Here is a 23,545-nt window from a genome sequence, read left to right as displayed (position 1 = left end):
ACGAGGATTGTCATGGCCGAATTACTGTTAGGCGTCAACATTGACCACATTGCCACTTTACGTAATGCACGCGGTACCGCATATCCGGACCCGGTTCAGGCAGCGTTTATCGTTGAACAGGCGGGCGCGGACGGTATTACCGTACACCTGCGTGAAGACCGTCGTCATATCACCGACCGTGACGTACGTATTTTGCGCCAGACGCTGGATACGCGCATGAATCTGGAAATGGCAGTCACCGAAGAGATGCTGTCGATTGCCGTTGAGACTAAGCCGCATTTTTGCTGCCTGGTGCCGGAAAAGCGTCAGGAAGTTACCACTGAAGGTGGGCTGGACGTCGCCGGTCAGCGTGACAAGATGCGCGATGCCTGCAAACGCCTGGCGGACGCAGGCATTCTGGTTTCGCTGTTTATCGATGCCGATGAAGAGCAGATTAAGGCCGCTGCGGAAGTTGGCGCACCGTTTATTGAAATTCACACTGGCTGTTACGCCGATGCGAAAACCGACGCAGAACAGGCCAGCGAACTGGCGCGTATCGCCAAAGCGGCAACCTATGCTGCAAGTCTTGGCCTGAAGGTGAATGCGGGTCACGGTCTGACGTATCACAATGTTAAAGCTATCGCGCGTATCCCGGAAATGCACGAGCTGAATATTGGCCATGCCATTATTGGACGTGCGGTGATGAGCGGCCTGAAAGAGGCCGTAGTAGAAATGAAGCGCCTGATGCTGGAAGCGCGTGGCTAATGGCGATTCTGGGATTAGGTACGGATATCGTGGAGATTGCCCGCATCGAAGCGGTGATCTCCCGTTCCGGCGACCGCCTGGCAAGACGTGTGCTCAGCGACAACGAATGGGCAATCTGGGAAACGCATCAGCAGCCGGTGCGTTTTCTGGCGAAGCGTTTTGCAGTCAAAGAGGCGGCAGCAAAAGCCTTTGGCACGGGTATTCGCAATGGGTTGGCATTTAATCAGTTTGAAGTCTTTAACGATGAACTCGGTAAGCCGCGTCTGCGATTATGGGGAGAGGCGTTAAAACTGGCGGAAAAACTCGGCGTTGCGCACATGCATGTGACGCTGGCCGATGAGCGTCACTACGCCTGCGCCACGGTGATTATCGAAAGTTAGATTCAGGACGATGCCGGATGGCGACGCGTAGCGTCTTATCCGGCCTACGGGTTATGCGTTTGTTGCAGGGGCAGGGTAGGGGCTTCTTCGCCAGATGGCGACGCGGCTAAAGTTTATCGGCGTGGTGCATCAGCACAAACTTATCCCACAGTTGCTCTTCTGTTTCGACATGCGCCGGATCTTTCAAAATAGTATTGGGGATCGGGCACACTTTCTGGCAGGTTGGCGTGTCGTAATGGCCTACGCATTCCGTACACTTGTCGCTGTTAATCTCGTAAATGCTATCACCCATCGAAATCGCCTCATTCGGGCATTCGGGCTCGCACATATCGCAATTGATACACTTTTTAGTGATTAACAGGGCCATCAGGAAACTCTCAAAACATCACAAATCGGGCGGGCATTATACGCGCATTCTTTGCTCAGACCAGTTTTTTTACCAGCGCTTCGCTGTGACGAATGCGTTCCGGGGCATGCTCCAGATCCTGCAGCACCAGCGCCATAAACAGTAAATCGGTGAGCATCATTTGCGCGTGGGTGGAGGAAATCGCTGCGCTGCGCGTGGCCTGCTCTTCGGCAATGGTGTACAGACAATGACTTGCCCGTTGCTGCAGGGCGTTCGGTGTAAATCCGGTGATGGCGAGGATTTTCGCGCCGGTACGCAGCGTTTCATCTGCCGCCAGATTAAGTTCGCGGCGCTCACCGGTGTACGAAATAGCCAGCAACAAATCGCTTGGTGAAAGCGCCTGCACCGTCGCCAGCAGGGCGTGCATATCACGTTCGACTACCGCGTTAAAACCAATCTTCAACAGCTTCCAGGCAAAGTTCTGCGCCACCAGACCCGATGCGCCAATCCCGGTCACGATAATGCGGCGGGCTGAACGCAGCATCGTGACGCTCTCCATCAGTTTCTCTTCGCTGTTGACGTCCAGCGTCGCATGCATCGCCGCCACGTTCTCTTTAATCAGTTTCTCGCCTACCATTCGCATTGGGTCGTCACCGCGAATCTGATTATGTACCGGAATGGAATGGGGGTTGGGATTGCTGGCCAATGCTTCGCTAATCGCCAGTTTGAGTGCCGGGAATCCTTTAAAGCCCATCTTTTGCGCGAATTTCACCACGCTGGACTGGCTGACGCCCGCTTCAAAGGCCAGCTGTTGTGAACTGAGATGACGCGCAGTATCCGGCTGAGCAAGAAGATAATCCGCAAGTTTTTTATCGCTTTGCGCGAGATCCGGATAACGCTGACGAATGCGAATTAAACAGTTCATGCTTTCTCCTGGCGAAAATGTGATGGCGATTACAAAACAAAATATCACTCGCCTTAGTGAATATAATATTCCATTATGACAGATTATTATGAATTAAAAATTCCTAAGGAACAAAAAATGAATCTCGGTGCGTTAGTTTCAGAAACCCGCAATCCTCAGACCATGGATCTGGATGCGCTCTCCACTCTGGAGTTGGTTCATCGTTTTAATCAACAGGATACGCTGGTAGCTGAAGCAGTAAAAGCAACTCTTCCTGAAGTTGCGCGCGCGGTTGATGCGGCAGCTGACGCGCTAAAAGCCGGTGGACGCATTATTTACATGGGAGCAGGTACCAGCGGGCGTCTTGGGGTGCTGGACGCGTCTGAATGCCCACCAACCTTCGGCGTCCCGCACGGTCTGGTGGTTGGGCTGATTGCCGGGGGACCGGGCGCTTTGCTGAAGGCAGTAGAAGGCGCAGAAGATAACCCGCAGCTAGGCGAAGACGATCTGCGTACGCTCAATCTTACCGCACAGGATCTGGTGGTGGGGCTGGCAGCTTCTGGTCGCACGCCGTATGTAATTGGCGGGTTGAAATATGCGCGTTCGGTGGGCTGTACAACGGCGGCTATTTCTTGCAATCCGGATTCCCCTATCGCGCATGAAGCGGATATTGCCATTTCTCCGGTAGTGGGGCCTGAGGCGCTGACCGGGTCAACACGACTGAAATCCGGCACAGCGCAAAAGCTGGTGCTCAATATGATCTCCACCGGCGCAATGGTGAAATTTGGCAAGGTGTACCAGAACCTGATGGTTGATATGCAGGCAACCAACGTCAAACTGGTCGATCGGGCGTGCCGTATGGTGGTTGAAGCCACCGGTATTGCGCGGGCTCAAGCTGAAACGCTGCTGAAGCAGACGGATTATGATGTTAAGCCAGCTATTTTAATGGCGCTCACCGGCCTGGATGCCGCTGCCGCCCGCGAAAAGCTTGCCGCTCACCAGGGTTTTTTACGCGCGGCGTTAGAACACTAAGAGGTGTATATGGATAAGATGGCGTTGCTGGCCAGCGACATCCTGCTGGGCGTTGGCGGAGAGAACAATATTCTGCGTCTGGAAAACTGTATGACCCGTGTCAGGGTGGAAGTTCAGGATGACGGGCAGATCGATATTCCCCGCCTCAGGCAACTGCCCGGCGTTAGCGGCTACGTGAAGCAGGGCGCACAGCACCAGATTATTGTCGGCCCCGGTAAAGCTGCCAAAGTGGTGGATGCCATGCGTTCCCTGATTGCCGATGGCGGCGAGCGAGCAGGTGCCAATGATATTGAGCGCACCAAGTCAGAGGCCAAAGCGAAGTACAAAGCGCCGATGAGTGATGCGCTGCGCAAGCTGGCGAACGTCTTTATCCCTCTTATTCCGGCGTTTATCGCCTCTGGTTTGATTACCGGCATTATTAACATCCTTAAGCGCCCGGATATCGTGGGGGATTTTGCGACCCACTATCCAAATATGCTGGGGTTGATGGGCATATTTGGCAGCGCCGTGTTTGCCATTATGAATATTCTGGTCGGGGTGAATACCGCCAAAGTTTTCGGTGGCTCCCTGGCAATGGGCGGGGTGATGGCGGGGATCCTTTCCAGCCCTCAGCTGGCGCAAATTACCCTGTTTGGCGAAGCGTTACAGCCGGGGCGTGGCGGGGTGATCGCGGTATTGTTGGTGGTTGCGCTGATGTGCTGGATCGAACGCAAATTCCGCACGCTGTTGCCGGAATCACTGGAGCTTATCCTTAACCCGCTGCTGACCACCATTATTACCGGCGTAATCGCGATTGTGGCGCTGCAACCGCTTGGCGGATGGATTTCTGAATCTATCGCTCACGGCGCATCCTGGGCTATCGATCGCGGCGGTTTTCTGGTCGGTGCCGTGCTGGCAGGAACCTTTCTGCCGTTGGTGCTCACCGGACTTCATCAGGGATTGGTGCCCATCCACGTTGAGCTGGTTCAGGCACACGGTTATAACGCGCTTTTTCCGATCCTGGCGATGGCGGGCGTTGGGCAAATAGGTGCTGCGATCGCGGTTCTGATGAAAACTCGTAATGCGCGGCTAAAGAAAGTGATCAAAGGGGCGCTACCGGTCGGACTGCTGGGGATTGGCGAGCCGCTGATTTTTGGCGTAACGCTGCCGTTGGGTAAGCCGTTTATCGGTGCCTGTCTTGGCGGCGCGGTAGGTGGGGCGCTGATTAGCTACTGGAAGGTGGCGACGGTCATCACCTTTGGCATCTCCGGGTTACCGCTGGCACTGACGATTGTTGCCGGAAAAGTGATGTTCTATCTGTTAGGCTATCTGGTAGCAGTTATCGCCGGGTTCCTGTTTACCTGGCTATTGGGATTCACTGATCCAGAGGAATAAGGTTTGACCAATCACCAGCGCCGCGTTGTCTTTTTTGATTTGGATGGCACGTTACACCAGCAGGATATGTTCGGTAGTTTTATTCGTTATCTGCTGCGTCGCCAGCCGCTGAATGCGTTGCTTGTGCTGCCTCTATTACCGGTGATTGCGCTGGCGTTGCTGATAAAAGGACGTGCCGCCCGCTGGCCAATGAGCCTGCTGTTATGGGGATGCACTTTTGGCCGCAGTGAGGCGCGTCTGAAAGCGCATCAGGCCGACTTTGTGCGCTGGTTTCGCAGTAACGTGACGGCGTTTCCGCTCGTGCAGCAGCGGCTGACAACCTATCTGTTAAGTTCTGACGCTGATATCTGGCTTATTACCGGCTCTCCGCAGTCACTGGTCGAGCAGGTTTACTTTGATACTCCATGGCTACCGCGAGTCAATCTGATCGCCAGCAAAATGGCACGGGGATACGGCGGTTGGGTACTGACTTTGCGCTGTCTGGGCCATGAGAAAGTGACACAACTGGAACGCCACATTGGCGCGCCGCTACAGCTTTACAGTGGCTATAGTGACAGTAATCAGGACAATCCGCTGCTCTCTTTTTGCCAGCATCGCTGGCGCGTCACGCCGCGCGGAGAGCTTCAGCAACTCGAATAGCTAACGCACATGCAATTTGAAGTATGACGTGTATAATGCGCCCGCTTTGATTACTGGAGTTACCCCTTTGTCAGATGTTGAATTTAGCCACGAATACTGGATGCGTCATGCTTTAACGCTGGCTAAGCGCGCCTGGGATGAGCGTGAAGTCCCGGTGGGTGCGGTATTGGTACATAACAACCGAGTAATTGGCGAAGGCTGGAACCGCCCTATTGGACATCATGATCCGACTGCCCACGCTGAGATTATGGCGCTTCGTCAGGGCGGTCTGGTGCTGCAAAACTACCGCCTGTTAGATGCCACGCTGTACGTCACTCTGGAACCGTGCGTGATGTGCGCTGGCGCGATGGTGCACAGCCGTATCGGTCGGGTCGTTTTTGGCGCACGCGATGCGAAAACGGGCGCTGCCGGGTCATTAATGGATGTACTGCATCACCCTGGAATGAATCATCGGGTTGAAGTGACAGAGGGGGTACTGCGGGATGAATGTGCCACGTTACTCAGTGATTTCTTCCGCATGCGCCGGCAGGAAATCAAGGCCCTGAAAAAATCCGCTAATCAGTAACTCTCAGCCTGATGGCAGTGCGCTTATCAAGCGTACAAGACTACTTCTCCTCTTTTTTATGCGGTGAAAACAGCAGGGAAGGGGAGTGCGTCAGGTAGTTTGACGACGTTTGAGACAGAAACGCCGAAAGCGGGAATTTCTCTTTACCTAATAGCTCTGCGGGCGTCACCGTCGGGTAATCCTGCGCCAGTTGCTGTGTTTCAAGCGCCTGTTTTTCTTTCTCTTGCAGATATCCCACCAGGCTAATTTGGTACTTACGGATATTTTCCACATAGGTGTAAGCTTCGTGGCCACGTGCATAGCCATAGGTCAGCTTGTTGTAATACGGCTTTTGGCTGAGCAACGGTAATCGCTGTTTTACGTCAGACCAACTGTTCGGATTGCCTTTGGTTTTCACCGTCAGCGCCCGCGCATCCAGCATGTGCGCATAACCCATGTTATAGGCTGCAAGGGCAAACCAGATGCGTTCTCCTTCGGGGACGGTATCCGGTACTTTACTCATCATATCCTGCAAGTATCGCGCGCCGCCGCTGATACTCTGTTCGGCATCGGTACGGTCGGTCAGCCCGAGACTCTGAGCGGTATTTTTGGTCAGCATCATCAGTCCGCGTACGCCGGTTGGAGAGGTGGCCTGCGCGTCCCAGTGTGATTCCTGATACGAGATAGCGGCCAGCAGTCGCCAGTCTATCTCTTGCGCATATTTCTCAAACAGCGGCTTGAGGTCCGGCAACACGCTGTCTACGGCGCGTAAAAAGGAGCGGGTATCAACATAGTCAAAATCATCGCCATGCCCGAGATATTTCTCTTCCAGCCGTGCCAGAGAACCGTCTTCATTCATGGTGTTGAAGAAATCCAGTAGGGCGGCAGACAGCGTGTTGTCATCGTCCAACCGACTAAACCATGTCACCGGTTGTTCGTCAGAGACGTCGAGCGCTACGGCCAGCTCAGGATGCACGCGTTGATATAAGCTGATGGCAACAGAATCGGCAATGGTGTAATCCAGCTTTCCGGCGATTACATCATCAAGCAGTTCGGTGGTGCCCTTTTTGTCATCGACTTTCCAGCTCAGATCGGGAAATTTTTTCTCTTTTAGCTGCTGGAGGTCATTAACCACCACGTGCCCCGGGGCGATAGTCAGTTGGTTTTCGTTCACCGTGGCAAGCGTGCGCGGACGGTATTGCCCAACCCGGTACACCAGCTGTTGTGAAACCGAATAATAGGTCGGACCGGGCTGGTAATTTTTAACCCGCTCGCTGTTATAGACCAGGCCTGCGGCTAACAGGTCGGCATTGCCGTTATCCAGGTCGTCAAAAAGCTGGCTGATGTTCTGGCGTACGGTAACTTTTAACTTCACGCCTAAGTAGTCGGCAAATTCCTGGGCCAGTTCATAATCCAGGCCGAATTTTTTGCCGTTGAGGGTCGCGTAAGTTAATGGCGAATCAATGGTACTGACGCGCAGCTCTCCCCGCGACTGAATGGCGGCGATACGATTTTCGGCTTTACCGAACCAGGGAATAGATGGCCAAAGGGCCGCTGCCAACAACAGCGTCAATATGCCGATGAACAGATAATTAATCTTTAATTTTTTCAATTAGTTAATTCTCTGAACCGTACGTTGTCTCTGTCTGCTGTGGTGTTGATTAAGAAGTGAAGTCGTCATTAATGAACGGCATTTTGCTTAAACTTGCGTCAGTTGGCAACTTATTCAGAAATCTGACCGCATTTGATGATAAGTGACGGTCGTGATTTTATTTCGACGCAAACGGTTTCGTCGGCGCGGTAGATTCTTTATAATGACGCCCGTTTCCCCCACTTGGGCACACCGAAAGCTTAGAAGACGAGAGACTTATGATGGAAATTCTGCGTGGTTCACCTGCACTGTCTGCATTCCGTATTAACAAACTGCTGGCACGTTTTCAGGCTGCCAACCTCCAGGTCCACAACATTTACGCCGAGTACGTCCATTTTGCCGATCTGAATGCACCGTTAAATGAAGATGAGCACGCGCAGCTTGCACGCCTGCTGAAATATGGTCCTGCTCTGCAAAGCCACGCCCCGGAAGGCAAACTGCTGCTGGTTACGCCTCGCCCAGGCACCATCTCCCCGTGGTCTTCTAAAGCGACTGATATTGCCCACAACTGCGGTCTGCATCAGATTAGCCGCCTGGAACGTGGCATTGCCTGGTATGTAGAAGCCTCTACGCTGACCGCTGAGCAATGGCAGATGGTGGCCGACGAACTGCACGACCGCATGATGGAAACGGTTTTCTCTGCGCTGAACGATGCCGAAAAACTGTTTGCCCATCACCAACCGGCGCCGGTCTCCAGCGTTGATCTACTGGGTGAGGGGCGTCAGGCGCTGATCGACGCTAACCTGCGTCTGGGTCTGGCGCTGGCGGAAGACGAAATTGACTATCTGCAGGATGCGTTCACCAAACTGGGACGTAACCCGAACGATATTGAACTGTACATGTTTGCGCAGGCCAACTCTGAGCACTGCCGTCACAAGATTTTTAACGCCGACTGGGTTATCGATGGTAAACAGCAGCCTAAGTCGCTGTTCAAGATGATCAAGAATACCTTCGAAACCACGCCGGACCACGTGCTGTCTGCCTATAAAGACAACGCTGCGGTAATGGAAGGCTCTGAAGTGGGCCGCTATTTTGCCGACCACAAAACCGGCCGCTACGATTTCCATCAGGAACCAGCCCACATCCTGATGAAGGTTGAAACTCACAACCACCCGACGGCCATCTCTCCGTGGCCAGGTGCTGCAACCGGCTCCGGCGGCGAAATCCGCGACGAGGGCGCAACAGGTCGCGGTGCAAAACCGAAAGCCGGGCTGGTGGGTTTCTCCGTTTCCAACCTGCGTATTCCTGGCTTTGAACAGCCGTGGGAAGAAGACTTCGGTAAGCCGGACCGTATTGTTACCGCGCTTGATATCATGACCGAAGGCCCGCTGGGCGGCGCGGCGTTTAACAACGAATTTGGTCGTCCGGCGCTGACCGGCTACTTCCGTACCTATGAAGAAAAGGTCAACAGCCACAACGGCGAAGAGCTGCGCGGTTACCATAAACCGATCATGCTGGCAGGCGGGATCGGTAACATCCGTGCCGATCACGTGCAGAAGGGCGAGATCGTCGTTGGCGCTAAGCTTATCGTCCTTGGCGGTCCGGCGATGAACATCGGTCTTGGCGGCGGGGCTGCTTCCTCTATGGCTTCCGGCCAGTCTGATGCCGATCTGGATTTTGCTTCCGTACAGCGTGACAACCCGGAAATGGAACGTCGTTGCCAGGAAGTTATCGACCGTTGCTGGCAGATGGGTGATGCGAACCCGATTCTGTTTATCCATGACGTTGGCGCGGGTGGACTGTCTAACGCTATGCCGGAGCTGGTAAGCGATGGCGGTCGTGGCGGTAAGTTCCAGCTGCGCGATATCCTCAGCGACGAGCCGGGTATGAGCCCGCTGGAAATCTGGTGTAACGAATCCCAGGAACGCTACGTGCTGGCGGTTGCTGCCGATCAATTGCCGCTGTTTGACGAACTGTGTAAGCGTGAGCGCGCGCCGTATGCGGTGATTGGTGAAGCTACCGAAGAACAGCATCTGACCTTGAGCGACAGCCACTTCGACAACCAGCCGATCGACATGCCGCTCGATGTGCTGCTGGGTAAAACACCGAAAATGACCCGCGATGTGCAGACGCTGAAAGCCAAAGGCGATGCCCTGAATCGTGGTGAAATCTCGATTGCAGATGCGGTTAACCGCGTGCTGCATCTGCCGACTGTCGCGGAGAAAACGTTCCTCGTGACCATCGGTGACCGTACCGTTACCGGCATGGTGGCGCGTGACCAGATGGTTGGTCCGTGGCAGATCCCGGTCGCTAACTGCGCGGTCACTACCGCCAGCCTCGATAGCTACTACGGCGAAGCAATGTCTATCGGCGAACGCGCGCCGGTTGCGCTATTGGACTTCTCTGCCTCTGCGCGTCTGGCGGTCGGTGAAGCGCTGACCAACATTGCGGCAACGCAGATTGGCGACATCAAACGTATTAAGCTGTCGGCAAACTGGATGGCGGCTGCTGGTCACCCTGGTGAAGATGCTGGCCTGTACGAAGCAGTAAAAGCCGTCGGGGAAGAGCTATGCCCGGCGCTCGGCCTGACCATTCCAGTGGGTAAAGACTCTATGTCGATGAAAACCCGCTGGCAGGAAGGTAACGAGCAGCGTGAAATGACCTCGCCACTGTCGCTGGTGATCACCGCCTTTGCCCGCGTAGAAGATGTGCGCCACACCATTACCCCGCAGCTGTCTACTGAAGACAACGCCCTGCTGCTGATTGACCTCGGTCTTGGTCACAATGCGCTGGGCGCTACGTCGCTGGCGCAGGTTTACCGTCAACTGGGCGATAAGCCTGCCGACGTGCGTAACGTTGAGCAACTGAAAGGCTTCTACGATGCGATTCAGGCGCTGGTCGCTGCGCGTAAGCTGCTGGCCTACCATGACCGTTCTGACGGCGGTCTGCTGGTTACGCTGGCGGAAATGGCCTTCGCCGGTCACTGCGGTATTGACGCTGATATCCACTCTCTGGGTGAAGATCGTCTGGCGGCGCTGTTTAACGAAGAACTGGGTGCGGTGATTCAGGTTCGTGCTGCTGAGCGTGAGGCGGTGGAAGCGATTCTGGCTGCCCACGGCCTGGCAGACTGCGTACACTTCCTCGGTAAAGCCGTTGAAGGTGACCGCTTCACCCTGACCGCTAACGGCCAGCCGGTGTTTAGCGAAAGCCGTACTACCCTGCGTATGTGGTGGGCGGAAACCACCTGGCAGATGCAGCGCCTGCGTGACAACCCGGAATGCGCCGATCAAGAACATGATGCTAAAACCAACGATGCGGACCCTGGTCTCAACGTTAAACTGTCGTTTGATATCAACGAAGATGTTGCCGCTCCGTACATCGCCACCGGTGCGCGTCCCAAAGTGGCCGTGCTGCGCGAGCAGGGTGTGAACTCCCACGTTGAAATGGCAGCAGCCTTCCACCGTGCGGGTTTCGACGCCATCGATGTGCACATGAGCGACCTGCTGGGCGGACGTATCGGCCTGGGTAACTTCCAGGCGTTGGTGGCCTGCGGCGGCTTCTCTTACGGCGATGTGCTTGGCGCTGGTGAAGGTTGGGCGAAGTCGATTCTGTTCAACAACCGCGTCCGTGATGAGTTCGAAACCTTCTTCCATCGCCCGCAAACGCTGGCACTCGGCGTGTGTAACGGTTGTCAGATGATGTCTAACCTGCGTGAGCTGATCCCAGGAAGCGACCTGTGGCCGCGCTTTGTGCGTAACCATTCCGACCGCTTTGAAGCCCGCTTCAGTCTGGTCGAAGTGACGCAAAGCCCGTCTTTACTGCTTGCCGATATGGTGGGTTCGATGATGCCGATTGCCGTTTCTCACGGTGAAGGTCGTGTGGAAGTGCGTGACGGTGCGCATCTGGCTCAGCTTGAGAGCAAAGGTCTGGTGGCGCTGCGCTACGTTGATAACTTCGGTAAGGTGACCGAGACCTATCCGGCTAACCCGAACGGTTCGCCGAACGGCATTACTGCAGTGACCACTGAAAATGGTCGCGTCACCATTATGATGCCGCACCCGGAACGTGTGTTCCGTACCGTGAGCAACTCCTGGCACCCGGAAAACTGGGGCGAGGATAGCCCATGGATGCGTATTTTCCGCAACGCGCGTAAACAGCTCGGTTAATTCGCTCAATAGTCATCAAGCCCCTCTTCGCGAGGGGCTTTTTTTTGTCTGCCGGATGAAACCCGCCTGATGACGCTACGCTTATCAGGCCTACAGGGAAAATGCGGTTGTAGGCCGGATAAGGCGTTCACGCCGCCATCCGGCAATAAACTCAGCGCTTGCACCTAAAAGTAAAGTGTCGGGAAATGCCGACATGAGCAGGGTTGCGGTGTCGTCAAAAAGAGACGTTTAATTATTTGATTTAATAGTGATTTGTTTTTAAGTGCTGCAAGTGTTGCTGATTGGCGACAGAGAGAACAAAAAACAGCCAGAATTGTTATTTGTGAAAATAATAATATTTTTCATACTTATCATTGTGTTAATAAAGTGTTTTGAATATTGGCACAGATGCTGCATAATATTAACCAGTGGCTCATTCACCTTCTTATGTCAGCCCCTTCGGGACGTGCTACATAAACTTCGAATGACGCACAACAAGGTGCCTGCCGTCCAACATCTGATATTAGCATTGCTCATATCAACTTCCGGGCGAAACGTCGAGTTAGGCACCGCCTTATTCCATAACAAAGCCGGGTTAATCCCGGCTTTGTTGTATCTGGCGTTCCCCTCAGTTAGCATCAATCTATTCCTGTCCATTGAGAGTAACGCCTTGAAGCGCTGGTCAGTTTTTCCCCGATCTTTACGTCAATTGGTGACGTTGGCCTTCTTGCTTATCCTGCTGCCGTTGTTAGTTCTGGCCTGGCAGGCATGGCAAAGTCTGAATGCCCTGAGCGCGCAGGCTGCGCTGACAAACCGCACCACGCTGATTGATGCCAGACGCAGCGAGGCGATGACCAACGTCGCGCTGGAGATGGAGCGCAGCTATCGGCAATACTGCGTGCTTGATGACCCAACATTGGCCAGGGTCTACCAAAGCCAGCGTAAACGCTACAGCGACATGCTGGATGCGCATGCGGGGGTGTTGCCGGATACCAAGCTCTACCAGGCGTTGCGTCAGGATCTTAACGATCTCGCGCAGTTGCAGTGTAAAAACAGTGGTCCTGACAGTGTGTCGGCTGCACGGCTGGAAGCGTTCGCCAATGCCAATACCGAGATGGTGCAAGCGACGCGTACCGTGGTCTTTTCTCGTGGGCAGCAGTTACAGCAGGAAATAGCCGAACGCGGGCAGTTTTTTGGCTGGCAGGCACTGGTGCTGTTTCTCGTCAGCCTGGCGATGGTCTTGCTGTTTACCCGCATGATTATCGGTCCGGTGAAGGGCATTGAACGGATGATCAACTGTCTGGGAGAAGGGCGCTCGCTGGGGGATAGCGTATTATTTACCGGGCCACGGGAGCTGAGATCCGTGGGGCAGCGTATCATCTGGTTAAGCGAACGCCTCTCCTGGCTTGAGTCGCAACGGCATCAGTTTTTACGCCATCTTTCCCATGAGCTGAAAACACCGCTGGCGAGCATGCGCGAAGGTACCGAATTGTTGGCCGATCAGGTGGTTGGCCCGTTAACACCGGAGCAAAAAGAGGTGGTCGGTATTCTGGATGACAGCAGCCGTAACCTGCAAAAGCTGATTGAACAACTCCTCGATTACAACCGCAAGCTGGCGGATGACGAGGTGGAACTTGAAAGTGTGGAAATCGCGCCGCTGGTGGAAAGCGTTGTTTCTGCGCATAGCCTGCCCGCTCGCGCCAAAATGATACATACTGATGTTGCGCTTGCGGTGAACACTTGCCTGGCAGAACCGATGCTGTTGATGAGCGTGCTGGACAATCTTTATTCCAATGCGGTGCACTATGGTGCTGAATCCGGTAACATTTGGATCCGCAGCAGTTTGCATGGCTCAACGGTATACATCGATGTAATGAATACCGGCACACCGATTCCAGAAGCAGAACAGACCATGATCTTCGAGCCTTTTTTCCAGGGGAGTCATCAGCGAAAAGGGGCGGTAAAAGGAAGCGGGTTGGGGCTAAGCATTGCCAGAGATTGCATCCGCCGTATGCGGGGCAAGCTGTATCTGGTTGATGACCATGCGCAAAACGTTTGTTTTCGCATAGAACTGCCGCTAGCTGCTGCGAAAAATCACTAAAATAAACCTAAGTCTGGTGAGTATGCCATACGTTGTTGTCCGAATGCTTAAACGACATTTTCTTCGTCGCGTCATCCTCGCAAGCCTGCCGTGCCTGGCGCTGGTTGGTTGTGTCCCGAACGCGGTGAATCATATTATCGGCGATCCCTCGCAGGAGAAAATTCCGCCTAATCAACTGGCGGACTACCTTGCAACCGACTGTACGGATATCTGGTCGCTGTCTGGCCAGTCTACAGAAACCAATCCGTTGTACTGGCTGCGGGCGATGGATTGTGCCAATCGCCTGATGCCGGTGCAGGCGCGTAGTGAAGCCAGCACCCTGATGGCAGATACCTGGCAGGGCGCTTTCAGGCGTGGGATCCTGCTCGATAATGCCAACATTACGCCGCCTGAAAGGCGGGAGGCTGTTACGCGCCTCGATGCGTTAAGCCCGCAAATTCCGCCGCAGGTACGCCCGCTGTATCAGGTCTGGCGCAGCAGCCAAACGTTGCAGTTGCAGCTTGCCGAAGAGCGTATGCGCTACAGTAAACTCCAGCAGGCGTCCGACAGCGATCTCGATACGCTGCGCCAACAGCAACAGCATTTGCAGTCCCAGCTCGATCTCACGACCCGCAAGCTGGAGAATCTGACCGATATTGAGCGCCAGCTTTCCACGCGCAAACCTGGCGGTAACTACAATCCTGATGCGCTGCACGGGAACGATAAACTCACTACGCCTGATAACGAAGAAGGCGCAGCGCCGTCTGCCGATGAGGTTACGCCATGATAAGCCGTAAGCCCGCGCATCTGCTGCTGGTGGATGACGATCCGGGACTGTTGAAATTACTTGGAATGCGACTGACCAGCGAAGGCTACAGCGTCGTGACCGCGGAAAGTGGGCAGGAAGGGTTACGGGTGCTGAACCGTGAAAAAGTGGATCTGGTTATTAGCGATCTGCGCATGGATGAAATGGATGGTATGCAGCTGTTTACTGAAATCCAGAAAGTACAGCCTGGGATGCCGGTGATTATCCTGACCGCTCACGGCTCCATCCCGGACGCTGTTGCGGCGACCCAGCAAGGGGTGTTCAGTTTTCTCACTAAGCCAGTCGACAAGGACGCGTTGTATCACGCGATTGACGGGGCGCTGGAACAGTCTGCGCCCGCCACCGATGACAGCTGGCGCGAATCTATCGTTACCCGCAGCCCGCTGATGCTACGCCTGCTGGAACAGGCGCGGATGGTGGCGCAATCGGACGTTAGCGTCTTGATTAACGGTCAAAGCGGAACCGGGAAAGAAGTTTTCGCTCAGGCTATTCACAACGCCAGCCCACGCAGCCAAAAACCTTTCATTGCCATTAACTGCGGCGCGTTGCCGGAACAACTGCTGGAATCAGAACTGTTTGGTCATGCGCGCGGTGCTTTTACCGGTGCGGTGAGCAATCGTGAAGGGCTGTTTCAGGCCGCAGAAGGCGGTACGCTGTTTCTCGATGAGATTGGCGATATGCCTGCGCCGTTACAGGTGAAACTGCTGCGCGTATTGCAGGAACGAAAAGTCAGACCATTGGGCAGTAACCGCGATATCGACATTGATGTGCGGATCGTTTCTGCGACCCACCGCGATTTACCCAAAGCGATGGCACGGGGCGAATTTCGCGAGGATTTGTACTATCGCCTCAATGTGGTGAGCCTGAAGATCCCTGCGCTGGCCGAGCGTACGGAAGATATTCCGCTGCTGGCGAACCATCTGCTGCGCCAGTCTGCTGAACGGCACAAACCGTTCGTACGCGCCTTTTCAACCGATGCCATGAAGCGGTTAATGACCGCCAGCTGGCCGGGCAACGTGCGTCAGCTGGTCAACGTAATTGAGCAGTGCGTGGCGTTGACCTCTTCGCCGGTGATCAGCGACGCGCTGGTGGAGCAGGCGCTGGAAGGGGAAAACACCGCGCTGCCGACCTTTGTTGAGGCGCGTAACCAGTTTGAGCTCAACTATCTGCGTAAGCTGCTGCAAATCACCAAGGGCAATGTGACCCACGCGGCAAGAATGGCGGGGCGCAACCGCACCGAATTCTATAAATTGCTTTCTCGGCACGAGCTGGATGCAAACGATTTCAAAGAATAAATCTGCGGATTATGTTAGCTTTATTCGATCAAAAGACAGGCGACCTTTTCAAGGAATAGCATGAAAAAGATTGATGCGATTATTAAACCCTTCAAGCTGGACGACGTCCGCGAAGCGCTGGCAGAAGTCGGCATTACCGGTATGACTGTGACAGAAGTGAAAGGTTTTGGCCGTCAGAAAGGCCATACCGAGTTGTACCGTGGCGCGGAATATATGGTGGATTTTCTGCCGAAGGTAAAAATTGAAATTGTGGTTACCGACGACATCGTCGATACCTGCGTCGACACCATTATCCGTACTGCCCAGACCGGCAAGATCGGTGACGGTAAGATTTTTGTCTTCGACGTGGCACGCGTTATTCGTATTCGTACCGGTGAAGAAGACGACGCGGCAATCTAAGCCGCGCCGTTAATTTGTAGGCCTGATAAGCGTAGCGCATCAGGCAGAGTGATTGCCGGATGGCGGCGTAAACGCCTTATCCGGCCTACTCGCGTAACACATTACAAGACTTTGTGCGGACCGAAGCATTCGTAATGAATGTTCTCGTTTTTCACGCCCAGACCGACCAGCTGCTTCGCGGCGAACTGCATGAAACCAACCGGACCGCACAGATAAAACTGCATCGCCGGATCGCTGATTGCGCTTTCCAGTTTGTTCAAATCCATCAGACCTACGCTATCAAAGGCACCTTTCGCACGATCGGCTTCGGTTGGCTCACGATACCAGGTGTGTGCGCTAAAGCGTGGCAGCGTTTTGCCGAGTTCATTGACTTCATCAGCGAAGGCATGCACGTCACCATTTTCTGCCGCGTGGAACCAGTTAACCAGCGCCGTATGCTTCGCTTTTGCCAGCGTATCCAGCATCGCCAGCATTGGGGTTTGTCCCACGCCCGCGGAGATCAGAGATACCGGGGTGTCGGTCGCGACGTCCATAAAGAAATCGCCCGCTGGTGCGGCCAGGTGAACAACGTCGCCAACATTCGCATGGTTGTGCAGCCAGGTTGAAACCTGACCACCGTCTTCACGCTTAACCGCAATACGGTAGCCTTTGCCATCGGGTTTACGGGTCAGTGAGTACTGACGAATTTCCTGATGCGGGAAACCTTCCGGCTTTAACCAGACGCCCAGATATTGCCCCGGATGATATTCAGCCACTGCGCCACCGTCGACAGGTTCAAACTCAAAGCTGGTGATAAGTGCACTGCGTGGGGTTTTTGCCACGATGCGGAAAGGACGGGTACCTTCCCAGCCGCCATTTTTATTGGCATTTTCGCTGTAGATTTGCGCTTCACGGTTGATGAAAACGTTCGCCAGCACACCGTATGCTTTGCCCCACGCATCCAGAACTTCCTGGCCTGGGCTGAACATTTCGTCCAGCGTTGCCAGTAAATGGCCACCCACGATGTTGTACTGCTCGGGTTTAATCTGGAAGCTGGTATGCTTCTGTGCGATTTTCTCAACAGCCGGCAACAGTGCCGCCAGGTTTTCGATATTGCTGGCATACGCGGCAATAGCGTTAAACAGCGCTTCACGCTGATCGCCATTACGCTGATTACTCATGTTGAAGATTTCTTTCAGCTCTGGGTTATGCGTAAACATGCGGTCGTAGAAATGGGCGGTCAGCTTCGGACCTGTTTCAACCAGCAGGGGAATGGTGGCTTTCACTGTAGCGATGGTTTGTGCGTCAAGCATACGGTCTTCCTTTATCTGAAACTTTAATGATGTATGTCAAATACATCTTATAAAAAATACCCCTGCATTGTAAATGGTTCTTTGTAACTTTGCGTTGTAAAGGTTACATCGTGAAAAATCTGCATCACAAACCTGAAAAGAAATCCGTTGAAATTCAGCAGACCTTTGTTCTCCAAAGCCTTGCGTACCATGAAGGTAATCGTTTGCGTAAAATCCTTTGTCAAGACCTGTTATCGAAGAATGATTCGGTTATACTGTTCGCCGTTGTCCTACGGACCGCCTTTTAAGGCCGAAAATTTTATTGTTAGCTGAGTCAGGAGATGCGGATGTTAAAGCGTGAAATGAACATTGCCGATTATGATGCCGAACTGTGGCAGGCTATGGAGCAGGAAAAAGTACGTCAGGAAGAGCACATCGAACTGATCGCCTCCGAAAACTACACCAGCCCGCGTGTTATGCAGGCGCAGGGTTCTCAGCTGACCAACAAATATGCTGAAGGTTATCCGGGCAAGCGCTACTACGGCGGTTGCGAGTACGTTGATATCGTTGAGCAACTGGCTATCGATCGCGCAAAAGAGCTGTTTGGCGCTGACTACGCTAACGTACAACCGCACTCCGGCTCTCAGGCTAACTTTGCTGTTTACACCGCTCTGCTGCAACCGGGCGATACCGTTCTGGGTATGAACCTGGCACAAGGCGGCCACCTGACTCACGGCTCCCCGGTTAACTTCTCCGGCAAACTGTACAACATCATCCCTTACGGTATTGATGAGTCCGGCAAAATTGACTACGAAGACATGGCGAAGCAGGCCAAAGAGCACAAACCGAAGATGATCATCGGTGGCTTCTCTGCTTACTCCGGCGTTGTTGACTGGGCAAAAATGCGCGAAATCGCCGACAGCATCGGTGCATATCTGTTCGTCGATATGGCGCACGTTGCAGGTCTGATTGCCGCAGGCGTTTATCCGAACCCGGTTCCACACGCACACGTTGTGACCACCACCACCCACAAAACCCTGGCGGGTCCACGCGGTGGCCTGATCCTGGCGAAAGGCGGTGACGAAGAGCTGTACAAAAAACTGAACTCCGCTGTGTTCCCAAGCGCGCAGGGCGGCCCGCTGATGCACGTGATCGCGGCGAAAGCTGTGGCGCTGAAAGAAGCGATGGAGCCTGAGTTCAAGGTTTACCAACAGCAGGTTGCCAAAAACGCCAAAGCGATGGTGGAAGTGTTCCTGAATCGTGGCTACAAAGTGGTTTCTGGCGGTACTGAAAACCACCTGTTCCTGCTGGATCTGGTTGATAAAAACCTGACCGGTAAAGAAGCTGACGCCGCGCTGGGCCGTGCTAACATCACCGTTAACAAAAACAGCGTACCGAACGATCCGAAGAGCCCGTTTGTGACTTCCGGTATCCGTATCGGTTCTCCGGCTGTGACTCGCCGTGGCTTTAAAGAAGCGGAAGTGAAAGAGCTGGCTGGCTGGATGTGTGACGTTCTGGACAACATCAATGACGAAGCTGTTATCGAGCGCGTCAAAGGTAAAGTGCTGGATATCTGTGCACGTTTCCCGGTTTACGCGTAAGTAATACGGATTGCCAGATGGTGGTGTAAACACCTTTTCCGGCCTACAGGTAACTCACATGTAGGCCGGATAAACGAAGTACTTTCCGGCAGTTATATTGACTTAAGCAAGATTGTTTCATCGATTAAAGTCGCCACTGGCGGCTTTTTCTTTGCCTGAATCCATTTTCTCAATAAACGTATTTCTCGGCCCTGATTCAACGTTACTGCGCCGACAATCACGCCATCCTGTAGGTTAAACCATATTGCTTTCTGCGCATCAGGATCGCCGCGTAGGAGCCAGTTCTCACCCTGCATTTCGCCGACAAACTGTAGATTATCACGGTACTGATCGGTCCAGAACCAGCCCGGCGTTGCTGCTGGCTGCGGTTGATTGAGCATCGCGGCGGCGGCAACCTGTGCCTGAAAATTGGCGTTTTCCCAGCTTTCCACGCGTACTAACGAACCGTCAGCCTGGCGCGTTATCGCTACGTCACCGGCGGCGAAAATCGCGGGATCGGAGGTGGTGCAGGCGGTATCAACGATAATGCCGTTCGCCGTCTCCAGCCCCGCTTCGCGGGCCAGCATATCGTTCGCCACGATACCGATGCCATAGATCACCGCATCAGCGGTGAGAGTTTCGCCGTTTTGTAGCGTGAGCGAGATACACTCTCCCGCTTCGGCATGCTCAATAGCGCTGTTAAGCAGTACCCGCACGCCCGCAAGTTGGTGGCGGGCTAGCAGGTAGTCGCGCACCGGAGCAGGCGCGTTGCGGCCCATGACCGTTGGCGCCAGCTCCACCACCGTCACCTGACAGCCGCGTTGAGTCGCGCTGGCCGCCAGTTCCAGACCAATGGTGCCCGCACCGACAATGACAATCGACTTGCCCGGCAATAAATTGTCGCGCAGGCGCTCGGCATCGCCCGCGTGGCGCAGGGTGAAGCAACGATCGCCCAGCTTATCCAGTTGCGGAAGGGGGCGTGCCGCAGCGCCCGTCGCAATCAGTAGCCGATCCCATGGATAACTCTGCCCATTAGCCAGCACCAACTGATGCGTTTGGCGGCCGAGCGTCTGCACAGTAACCCCCAGATGCAGCTGTACGTTGTGTTCCCGCCACCAGTCAGCGGGGAGTATCGGCTGAAGTTGCGGATTGTCGTCCAGTAGCATCGCTTTGGAGAGCGGTGGGCGTTCATAGGGCAGATGCTGCTCATCGGAAAACAGGTGTAATTCGCCGTCAAAACCTTGTTGGCGCAGTGCAGCGATAGCCATAGCCGCCGCCTGACCGCCGCCGACGATAGCGATAGTTTTTGGGTTCATAACGTCTCCTCAGAGATTCAGTCCGGCGGCGACGTGACGAATACCGCGAATACCCAGACCGGCGTCGGCATTGATCATCACGCCGCTCAATGTGCGGTTGTTGCGCTTTGATGCCAGCATCACATACGGGCCGGTAAAATCCGCCGGCTCCGGGAAAAACTGTAGCGGCAAAATAGCGGCGATTTTTTCCGGCGTCAGCGACTGCATAATCGATGTATCGTTTTGTCCCAGCGCCTGCGGGCCGCGTAGATCTGTCGCCATACCGCATGGACCGACACCGTTAACACGAACCTTTGGTGCCAGCTCGTATGCCAGCTGGCGAATCAGCCCGGTAGCCGCATGTTTGCTGGCGGTATACAGCGGGCCGCCGCCGCCGGGATACCACGACGCATTGGACAGGGTAAAGATGATGCTGCCTTCGCTGGCGATAAGCGCAGCGGCACAGGCTTTCGCGCCCAGCAGATAGCCCAGCACGTTGACGTTAAACAGCTCATGAAAGCCGCTCTCCAGCGCATCCGCAGGCGTATTGACCAACGAGGCATTGTGATCCCATATCCCCGCATTTCCGATAAAACAGTCCAGCGTACCGTAATGCGTCAGGATTTGATCTACCGCGCGCTGATAGTCGGCGTAGCAGGTGACGTTGCCTTCGATTGCCAGCACATGTTCGCCAAAGCGCTGACGCAGGCTGGCAACTTTAGCTGGCGACAGCTCCAGCGTGGCGACCCGCGCACCTTCTTCGATGAAACGCTCGACCAGTGCCAGACCAAGACCGGAGCCGCCGCCGGTGATAAAGACCACGTTATCGCGTAAATCGCTCATCTTGCGTCCTCTGGAATATCAACAAACACATCGCTACCGTCCACATATACCGCGTAGGTGGTTAGCGGATCGGTGGCGGGTAGACACAACGCCTTGCCGGTTTTCAGGCAAAAACTGGCGGCATGCAGCGGGCATTCCACCGTAGCGTCGTCTTCCAGATAGCCTTCCGACATCGAGGCGTTACCGTGGCTACAGCGATCGTTAATGGCATAGAACTCGCCGCCAACGTTGAACAGCGCGATGACGGGCGAGGTATCAAGCCGGAGCGCTTCACCCTCCGGCAAATCCCCTACGGGGCAAGCATAAACACGACTCATCAGAACAGTACACTCAGGTTATGGGAGGTGATCACCGCTTGATCCAGCACGATCTCACGCTCCAGTAAGCGCCACTCATCGCCCGGCAAACGGCGCACTTTGTCTATGCGCATGCCGACGTAAAAGGTTTCATCGCGCTCTTTTTGCGCGCGATACAGCAGATAATTAAGGCGAACGGCAAAGACGTCGGGAACTCCAGTTTCACTGACCTGGCAGTTGCTGATCAGGTGCCGGGTACGCGACGGTGGCTCTTCCGCCCAGGCCATGCCGGTTTCCAGCCGCGCGATACGACGTTCGAGCTGGTCTTTGTTGTCGTTGAAAATCCAGGTGGTCGGCGGCTGCACGCCTTTGCGACGATCGCGCGTCTGGGCATTGACCGTCGTACGCATGGTGTAGCGAATGTCTTCATCCAGTTGTGCCAGCCAGTCACGAAACTTCCAGTCATCCAGCAGGCTGGCTTCATGGTAGAGAAACTGTGTAATGCGGTGGTGTAGTTCCTGAGAAACTAAGGTGCTCATTTCATCACCTCCTGCTGGTAAGCTGAAGTTTTCTCCTGCACTTCCTGCCAGCTTTCGCTGCTGAGCAAATCGGCCCAGCGCTGATACATGCCGCGCGCGGCGGTTTCCGAAAAGATGTAGTTGGTGATCCCCGGAATGCCGTCTTCACGACGTTTCTCCTGGCCCAGCCCCATTTCCAAACACAATTTGGTGTTGCGTGCGCGATGACCCTTCAGCAGTTTTTGAATTTCACACCAGTTTTCCGAGTCGTCCTGCTCCAGGAATCCGGCGGGGCCAAAGGCGCGCGTGGCGCTGTTTTCAAACGCAGCTTTCACTTCATCAGAGGCGGCTTTATCGGTAATACAGAATGCCCATACTTCAACTTGATCCGGCCCGCGCGGATGCCAGACCCTTAAGGTGGCAGTACCGTTGAGCCAGGAAAGCGTTGGGAAAATGTTGTTGTGACCGGCCAGACGCAGGGCGCGAACTTTTCCCAGACGCTGCTCGGCTTCCGCGTAGGTGTCACGGTAGTAGCTGGAGACTTCGCCGTCGACCCAGACGTTGGCATCGGGATTTTCGGTAAAGAAAAATCCGCTGCCGTGCCCATCCTGACCGAACTGTAGCGCGTCTTTGGCGGTTTCCCACACCGGGCGGGCGGTTTGTCCGTCGCCCAGGCGCTTGTCGCTGCCGTCGTCTTTTGCCCCCAGCACCTGCACGGCCGAGGCATGGCTGAACAGCGCGTGATACTGGTCGCTGGCAAACTGTTCGGCGGGGAATTTCCAGTTACAATCGATGGTCCACTTTTGTACGCCACCGACGATTTCGGTGCCGCCTTCACGACGATCCAGCACACCGTCGAGATACCAGGCGATGTCGCCGAGATAATCGCGCAACGCAGGCGCGGAGGTATCCCAGTTGCCGAAAATCAGTCCCTTGTAGCTCTCTACGCCAGGAACTTCGTTCAGCCCCCAGTGCGATTTGCACAGCCCTTGCGGGTAGGCGCGCGGTTCCAGCGGAACGTCGATCAGCTCGCCGTTAATGCCGTACGACCAGCCGTGATACGGGCAGGTGAAGGCGCGGGTATTGCCGCAGTCGGCGTAGCTGACGCGCATTGCGCGGTGGCGACACTGGTTGAGAAACGCTTTGATGCTGCCGTCTTTCTGGCGAACCACCACAACTGCATCCTCGCCCATGTAGGTGTTAAAAAAATCACCGGGTTTGGGGATTTGGCTTTCGTGGGCGAGAAATAACCAGCAGCGTCCGAAGATGCGCTCCAGCTCCAGTTGGTAAATTTCAGGGTCGGTATAAATTCGTGGGGTTACGCGACCGTTTTGCGTGTCGATCAGTTCGTAGATGTCTAAATTTGAGGGTGTGGTCATATTTTTTAATCCTGAAAGCTAAGATGTATTGACCTTCTTTTTTTGTACCTTAAGGATGTTGCTG

At 54.6% G+C, this 23,545-nt stretch carries 21 protein-coding genes; 12 read left to right on the top strand and 9 right to left on the bottom strand.

What is annotated here, in order from left to right; translation table 11 throughout:
- Positions 1–12 precede the first annotated feature (12 nt).
- Complete coding sequence (gene pdxJ, locus OGX83_RS18115) at positions 13–744, top strand: pyridoxine 5'-phosphate synthase (protein WP_008785494.1); 732 nt, start codon at positions 13–15, stop codon at positions 742–744.
- Positions 744–1,124, top strand: a complete 381-nt coding sequence (gene acpS / locus OGX83_RS18110) for a holo-ACP synthase (RefSeq protein ID WP_003037588.1) — start codon at positions 744–746, stop codon at positions 1,122–1,124. Before pdxJ ends, acpS begins: the two co-directional genes overlap by 1 nt.
- Before the next feature lie 106 nt (positions 1,125–1,230).
- Here the strand turns inward: acpS and OGX83_RS18105 are convergent, their stop codons facing one another.
- A complete protein-coding gene (locus OGX83_RS18105; RefSeq protein WP_003037590.1) occupies positions 1,231–1,491 on the bottom strand; it encodes a YfhL family 4Fe-4S dicluster ferredoxin in 261 nt (86 codons plus the stop codon).
- A 55-nt stretch (positions 1,492–1,546) separates the two neighbouring features.
- Positions 1,547–2,395 (bottom strand): MurR/RpiR family transcriptional regulator, encoded by an 849-nt coding sequence (locus OGX83_RS18100; RefSeq protein WP_286588793.1) that lies wholly within the window; start codon positions 2,393–2,395, stop codon positions 1,547–1,549.
- Positions 2,396–2,512: 117 nt separating this feature from the next.
- Between OGX83_RS18100 and murQ the strand changes: the two genes are divergently transcribed.
- The 4 genes from murQ to tadA are packed head-to-tail and all read left to right on the top strand — an operon-like array spanning position 2,513 to position 5,984.
- Positions 2,513–3,406 carry an N-acetylmuramic acid 6-phosphate etherase gene (murQ, locus tag OGX83_RS18095; RefSeq protein WP_003835317.1) on the top strand — a complete coding sequence of 298 codons (894 nt, stop codon included), beginning with the start codon at positions 2,513–2,515 and terminating at the stop codon, positions 3,404–3,406.
- Positions 3,407–3,415: 9 nt separating this feature from the next.
- Positions 3,416–4,780 carry a PTS transporter subunit EIIC gene (locus tag OGX83_RS18090; RefSeq protein ID WP_286588792.1) on the top strand — a complete coding sequence of 455 codons (1,365 nt, stop codon included), beginning with the start codon at positions 3,416–3,418 and terminating at the stop codon, positions 4,778–4,780.
- 3 nt (positions 4,781–4,783) lie between these two features.
- Entirely contained in the window at positions 4,784–5,419 is a 636-nt protein-coding gene (yfhb, locus tag OGX83_RS18085; protein WP_048234700.1) for a phosphatidylglycerophosphatase C, read from the top strand.
- 28 nt (positions 5,420–5,447) lie between these two features.
- The gene (gene tadA / locus OGX83_RS18080; protein ID WP_071845284.1) at positions 5,448–5,984 is read left to right on the top strand and encodes a tRNA adenosine(34) deaminase TadA; all 537 of its coding nucleotides are present in this window, start codon (positions 5,448–5,450) and stop codon (positions 5,982–5,984) included.
- A gap of 40 nt (positions 5,985–6,024) precedes the next feature.
- Here the strand turns inward: tadA and mltF are convergent, their stop codons facing one another.
- Positions 6,025–7,575, bottom strand: a complete 1,551-nt coding sequence (gene mltF / locus OGX83_RS18075) for a membrane-bound lytic murein transglycosylase MltF (RefSeq protein WP_286588787.1) — start codon at positions 7,573–7,575, stop codon at positions 6,025–6,027.
- Positions 7,576–7,832: 257 nt separating this feature from the next.
- Here mltF and purL point away from each other — a divergent pair, with 257 nt between their 5' ends.
- From purL to glnB, 5 genes are all read left to right on the top strand, one after another.
- Entirely contained in the window at positions 7,833–11,720 is a 3,888-nt protein-coding gene (gene purL, locus OGX83_RS18070) for a phosphoribosylformylglycinamidine synthase (RefSeq protein ID WP_048225083.1), read from the top strand.
- A 649-nt stretch (positions 11,721–12,369) separates the two neighbouring features.
- On the top strand, positions 12,370–13,800 hold the full coding sequence (gene qseE / locus OGX83_RS18065; protein ID WP_103286014.1) for a two component system sensor histidine kinase QseE/GlrK: 1,431 nt from the start codon (positions 12,370–12,372) through the stop codon (positions 13,798–13,800).
- A gap of 22 nt (positions 13,801–13,822) precedes the next feature.
- On the top strand, positions 13,823–14,566 hold the full coding sequence (qseG, locus tag OGX83_RS18060) for a two-component system QseEF-associated lipoprotein QseG (RefSeq protein WP_032944248.1): 744 nt from the start codon (positions 13,823–13,825) through the stop codon (positions 14,564–14,566).
- On the top strand, positions 14,566–15,900 hold the full coding sequence (gene glrR, locus OGX83_RS18055; protein WP_304502732.1) for a two-component system response regulator GlrR: 1,335 nt from the start codon (positions 14,566–14,568) through the stop codon (positions 15,898–15,900). The genes qseG and glrR overlap by 1 nt, the downstream gene beginning before the upstream one ends.
- A 60-nt stretch (positions 15,901–15,960) precedes the next feature.
- On the top strand, positions 15,961–16,299 hold the full coding sequence (gene glnB / locus OGX83_RS18050) for a nitrogen regulatory protein P-II (protein ID WP_002914032.1): 339 nt from the start codon (positions 15,961–15,963) through the stop codon (positions 16,297–16,299).
- Between the two features lie 101 nt (positions 16,300–16,400).
- Here glnB and hmpA read toward each other — a convergent pair whose 3' ends face one another.
- Complete coding sequence (gene hmpA, locus OGX83_RS18045; RefSeq protein ID WP_286588785.1) at positions 16,401–17,591, bottom strand: NO-inducible flavohemoprotein; 1,191 nt, start codon at positions 17,589–17,591, stop codon at positions 16,401–16,403.
- Positions 17,592–17,917: 326 nt separating this feature from the next.
- On the opposite strand from hmpA, the gene glyA reads away from it, so the two are divergent.
- Positions 17,918–19,171: a serine hydroxymethyltransferase gene (gene glyA / locus OGX83_RS18040; protein WP_003835277.1), complete on the top strand. Its 1,254-nt coding sequence runs from the start codon at positions 17,918–17,920 to the stop codon at positions 19,169–19,171.
- 92 nt (positions 19,172–19,263) lie between these two features.
- On the opposite strand, the gene hcaD is transcribed toward glyA, so the two are convergent.
- From hcaD to hcaE, 5 genes are read right to left on the bottom strand one after another with little or no spacing between them, the layout of a single operon-like run.
- Entirely contained in the window at positions 19,264–20,466 is a 1,203-nt protein-coding gene (gene hcaD, locus OGX83_RS18035; RefSeq protein WP_286586006.1) for a phenylpropionate dioxygenase ferredoxin reductase subunit, read from the bottom strand.
- Positions 20,467–20,475: 9 nt separating this feature from the next.
- Entirely contained in the window at positions 20,476–21,288 is an 813-nt protein-coding gene (hcaB, locus tag OGX83_RS18030) for a 3-phenylpropionate-dihydrodiol/cinnamic acid-dihydrodiol dehydrogenase (RefSeq protein ID WP_100272022.1), read from the bottom strand.
- A complete protein-coding gene (gene hcaC, locus OGX83_RS18025; protein ID WP_003037633.1) occupies positions 21,285–21,605 on the bottom strand; it encodes a 3-phenylpropionate/cinnamic acid dioxygenase ferredoxin subunit in 321 nt (106 codons plus the stop codon). Before hcaC ends, hcaB begins: the two co-directional genes overlap by 4 nt.
- The gene (gene hcaF / locus OGX83_RS18020; RefSeq protein ID WP_032944241.1) at positions 21,605–22,123 is read right to left on the bottom strand and encodes a 3-phenylpropionate/cinnamic acid dioxygenase subunit beta; all 519 of its coding nucleotides are present in this window, start codon (positions 22,121–22,123) and stop codon (positions 21,605–21,607) included. The genes hcaC and hcaF overlap by 1 nt, the downstream gene beginning before the upstream one ends.
- The gene (hcaE, locus tag OGX83_RS18015; RefSeq protein ID WP_286588783.1) at positions 22,120–23,481 is read right to left on the bottom strand and encodes a 3-phenylpropionate/cinnamic acid dioxygenase subunit alpha; all 1,362 of its coding nucleotides are present in this window, start codon (positions 23,479–23,481) and stop codon (positions 22,120–22,122) included. Before hcaE ends, hcaF begins: the two co-directional genes overlap by 4 nt.
- Positions 23,482–23,545 lie beyond the last annotated feature (64 nt).

The organism is Citrobacter sp. Cpo074, assembly GCF_030332745.1.
In the GTDB taxonomy this organism is placed as follows: domain Bacteria; phylum Pseudomonadota; class Gammaproteobacteria; order Enterobacterales; family Enterobacteriaceae; genus Citrobacter; species Citrobacter portucalensis.
This window is presented reverse-complemented; position numbering and strand designations above follow the sequence as displayed.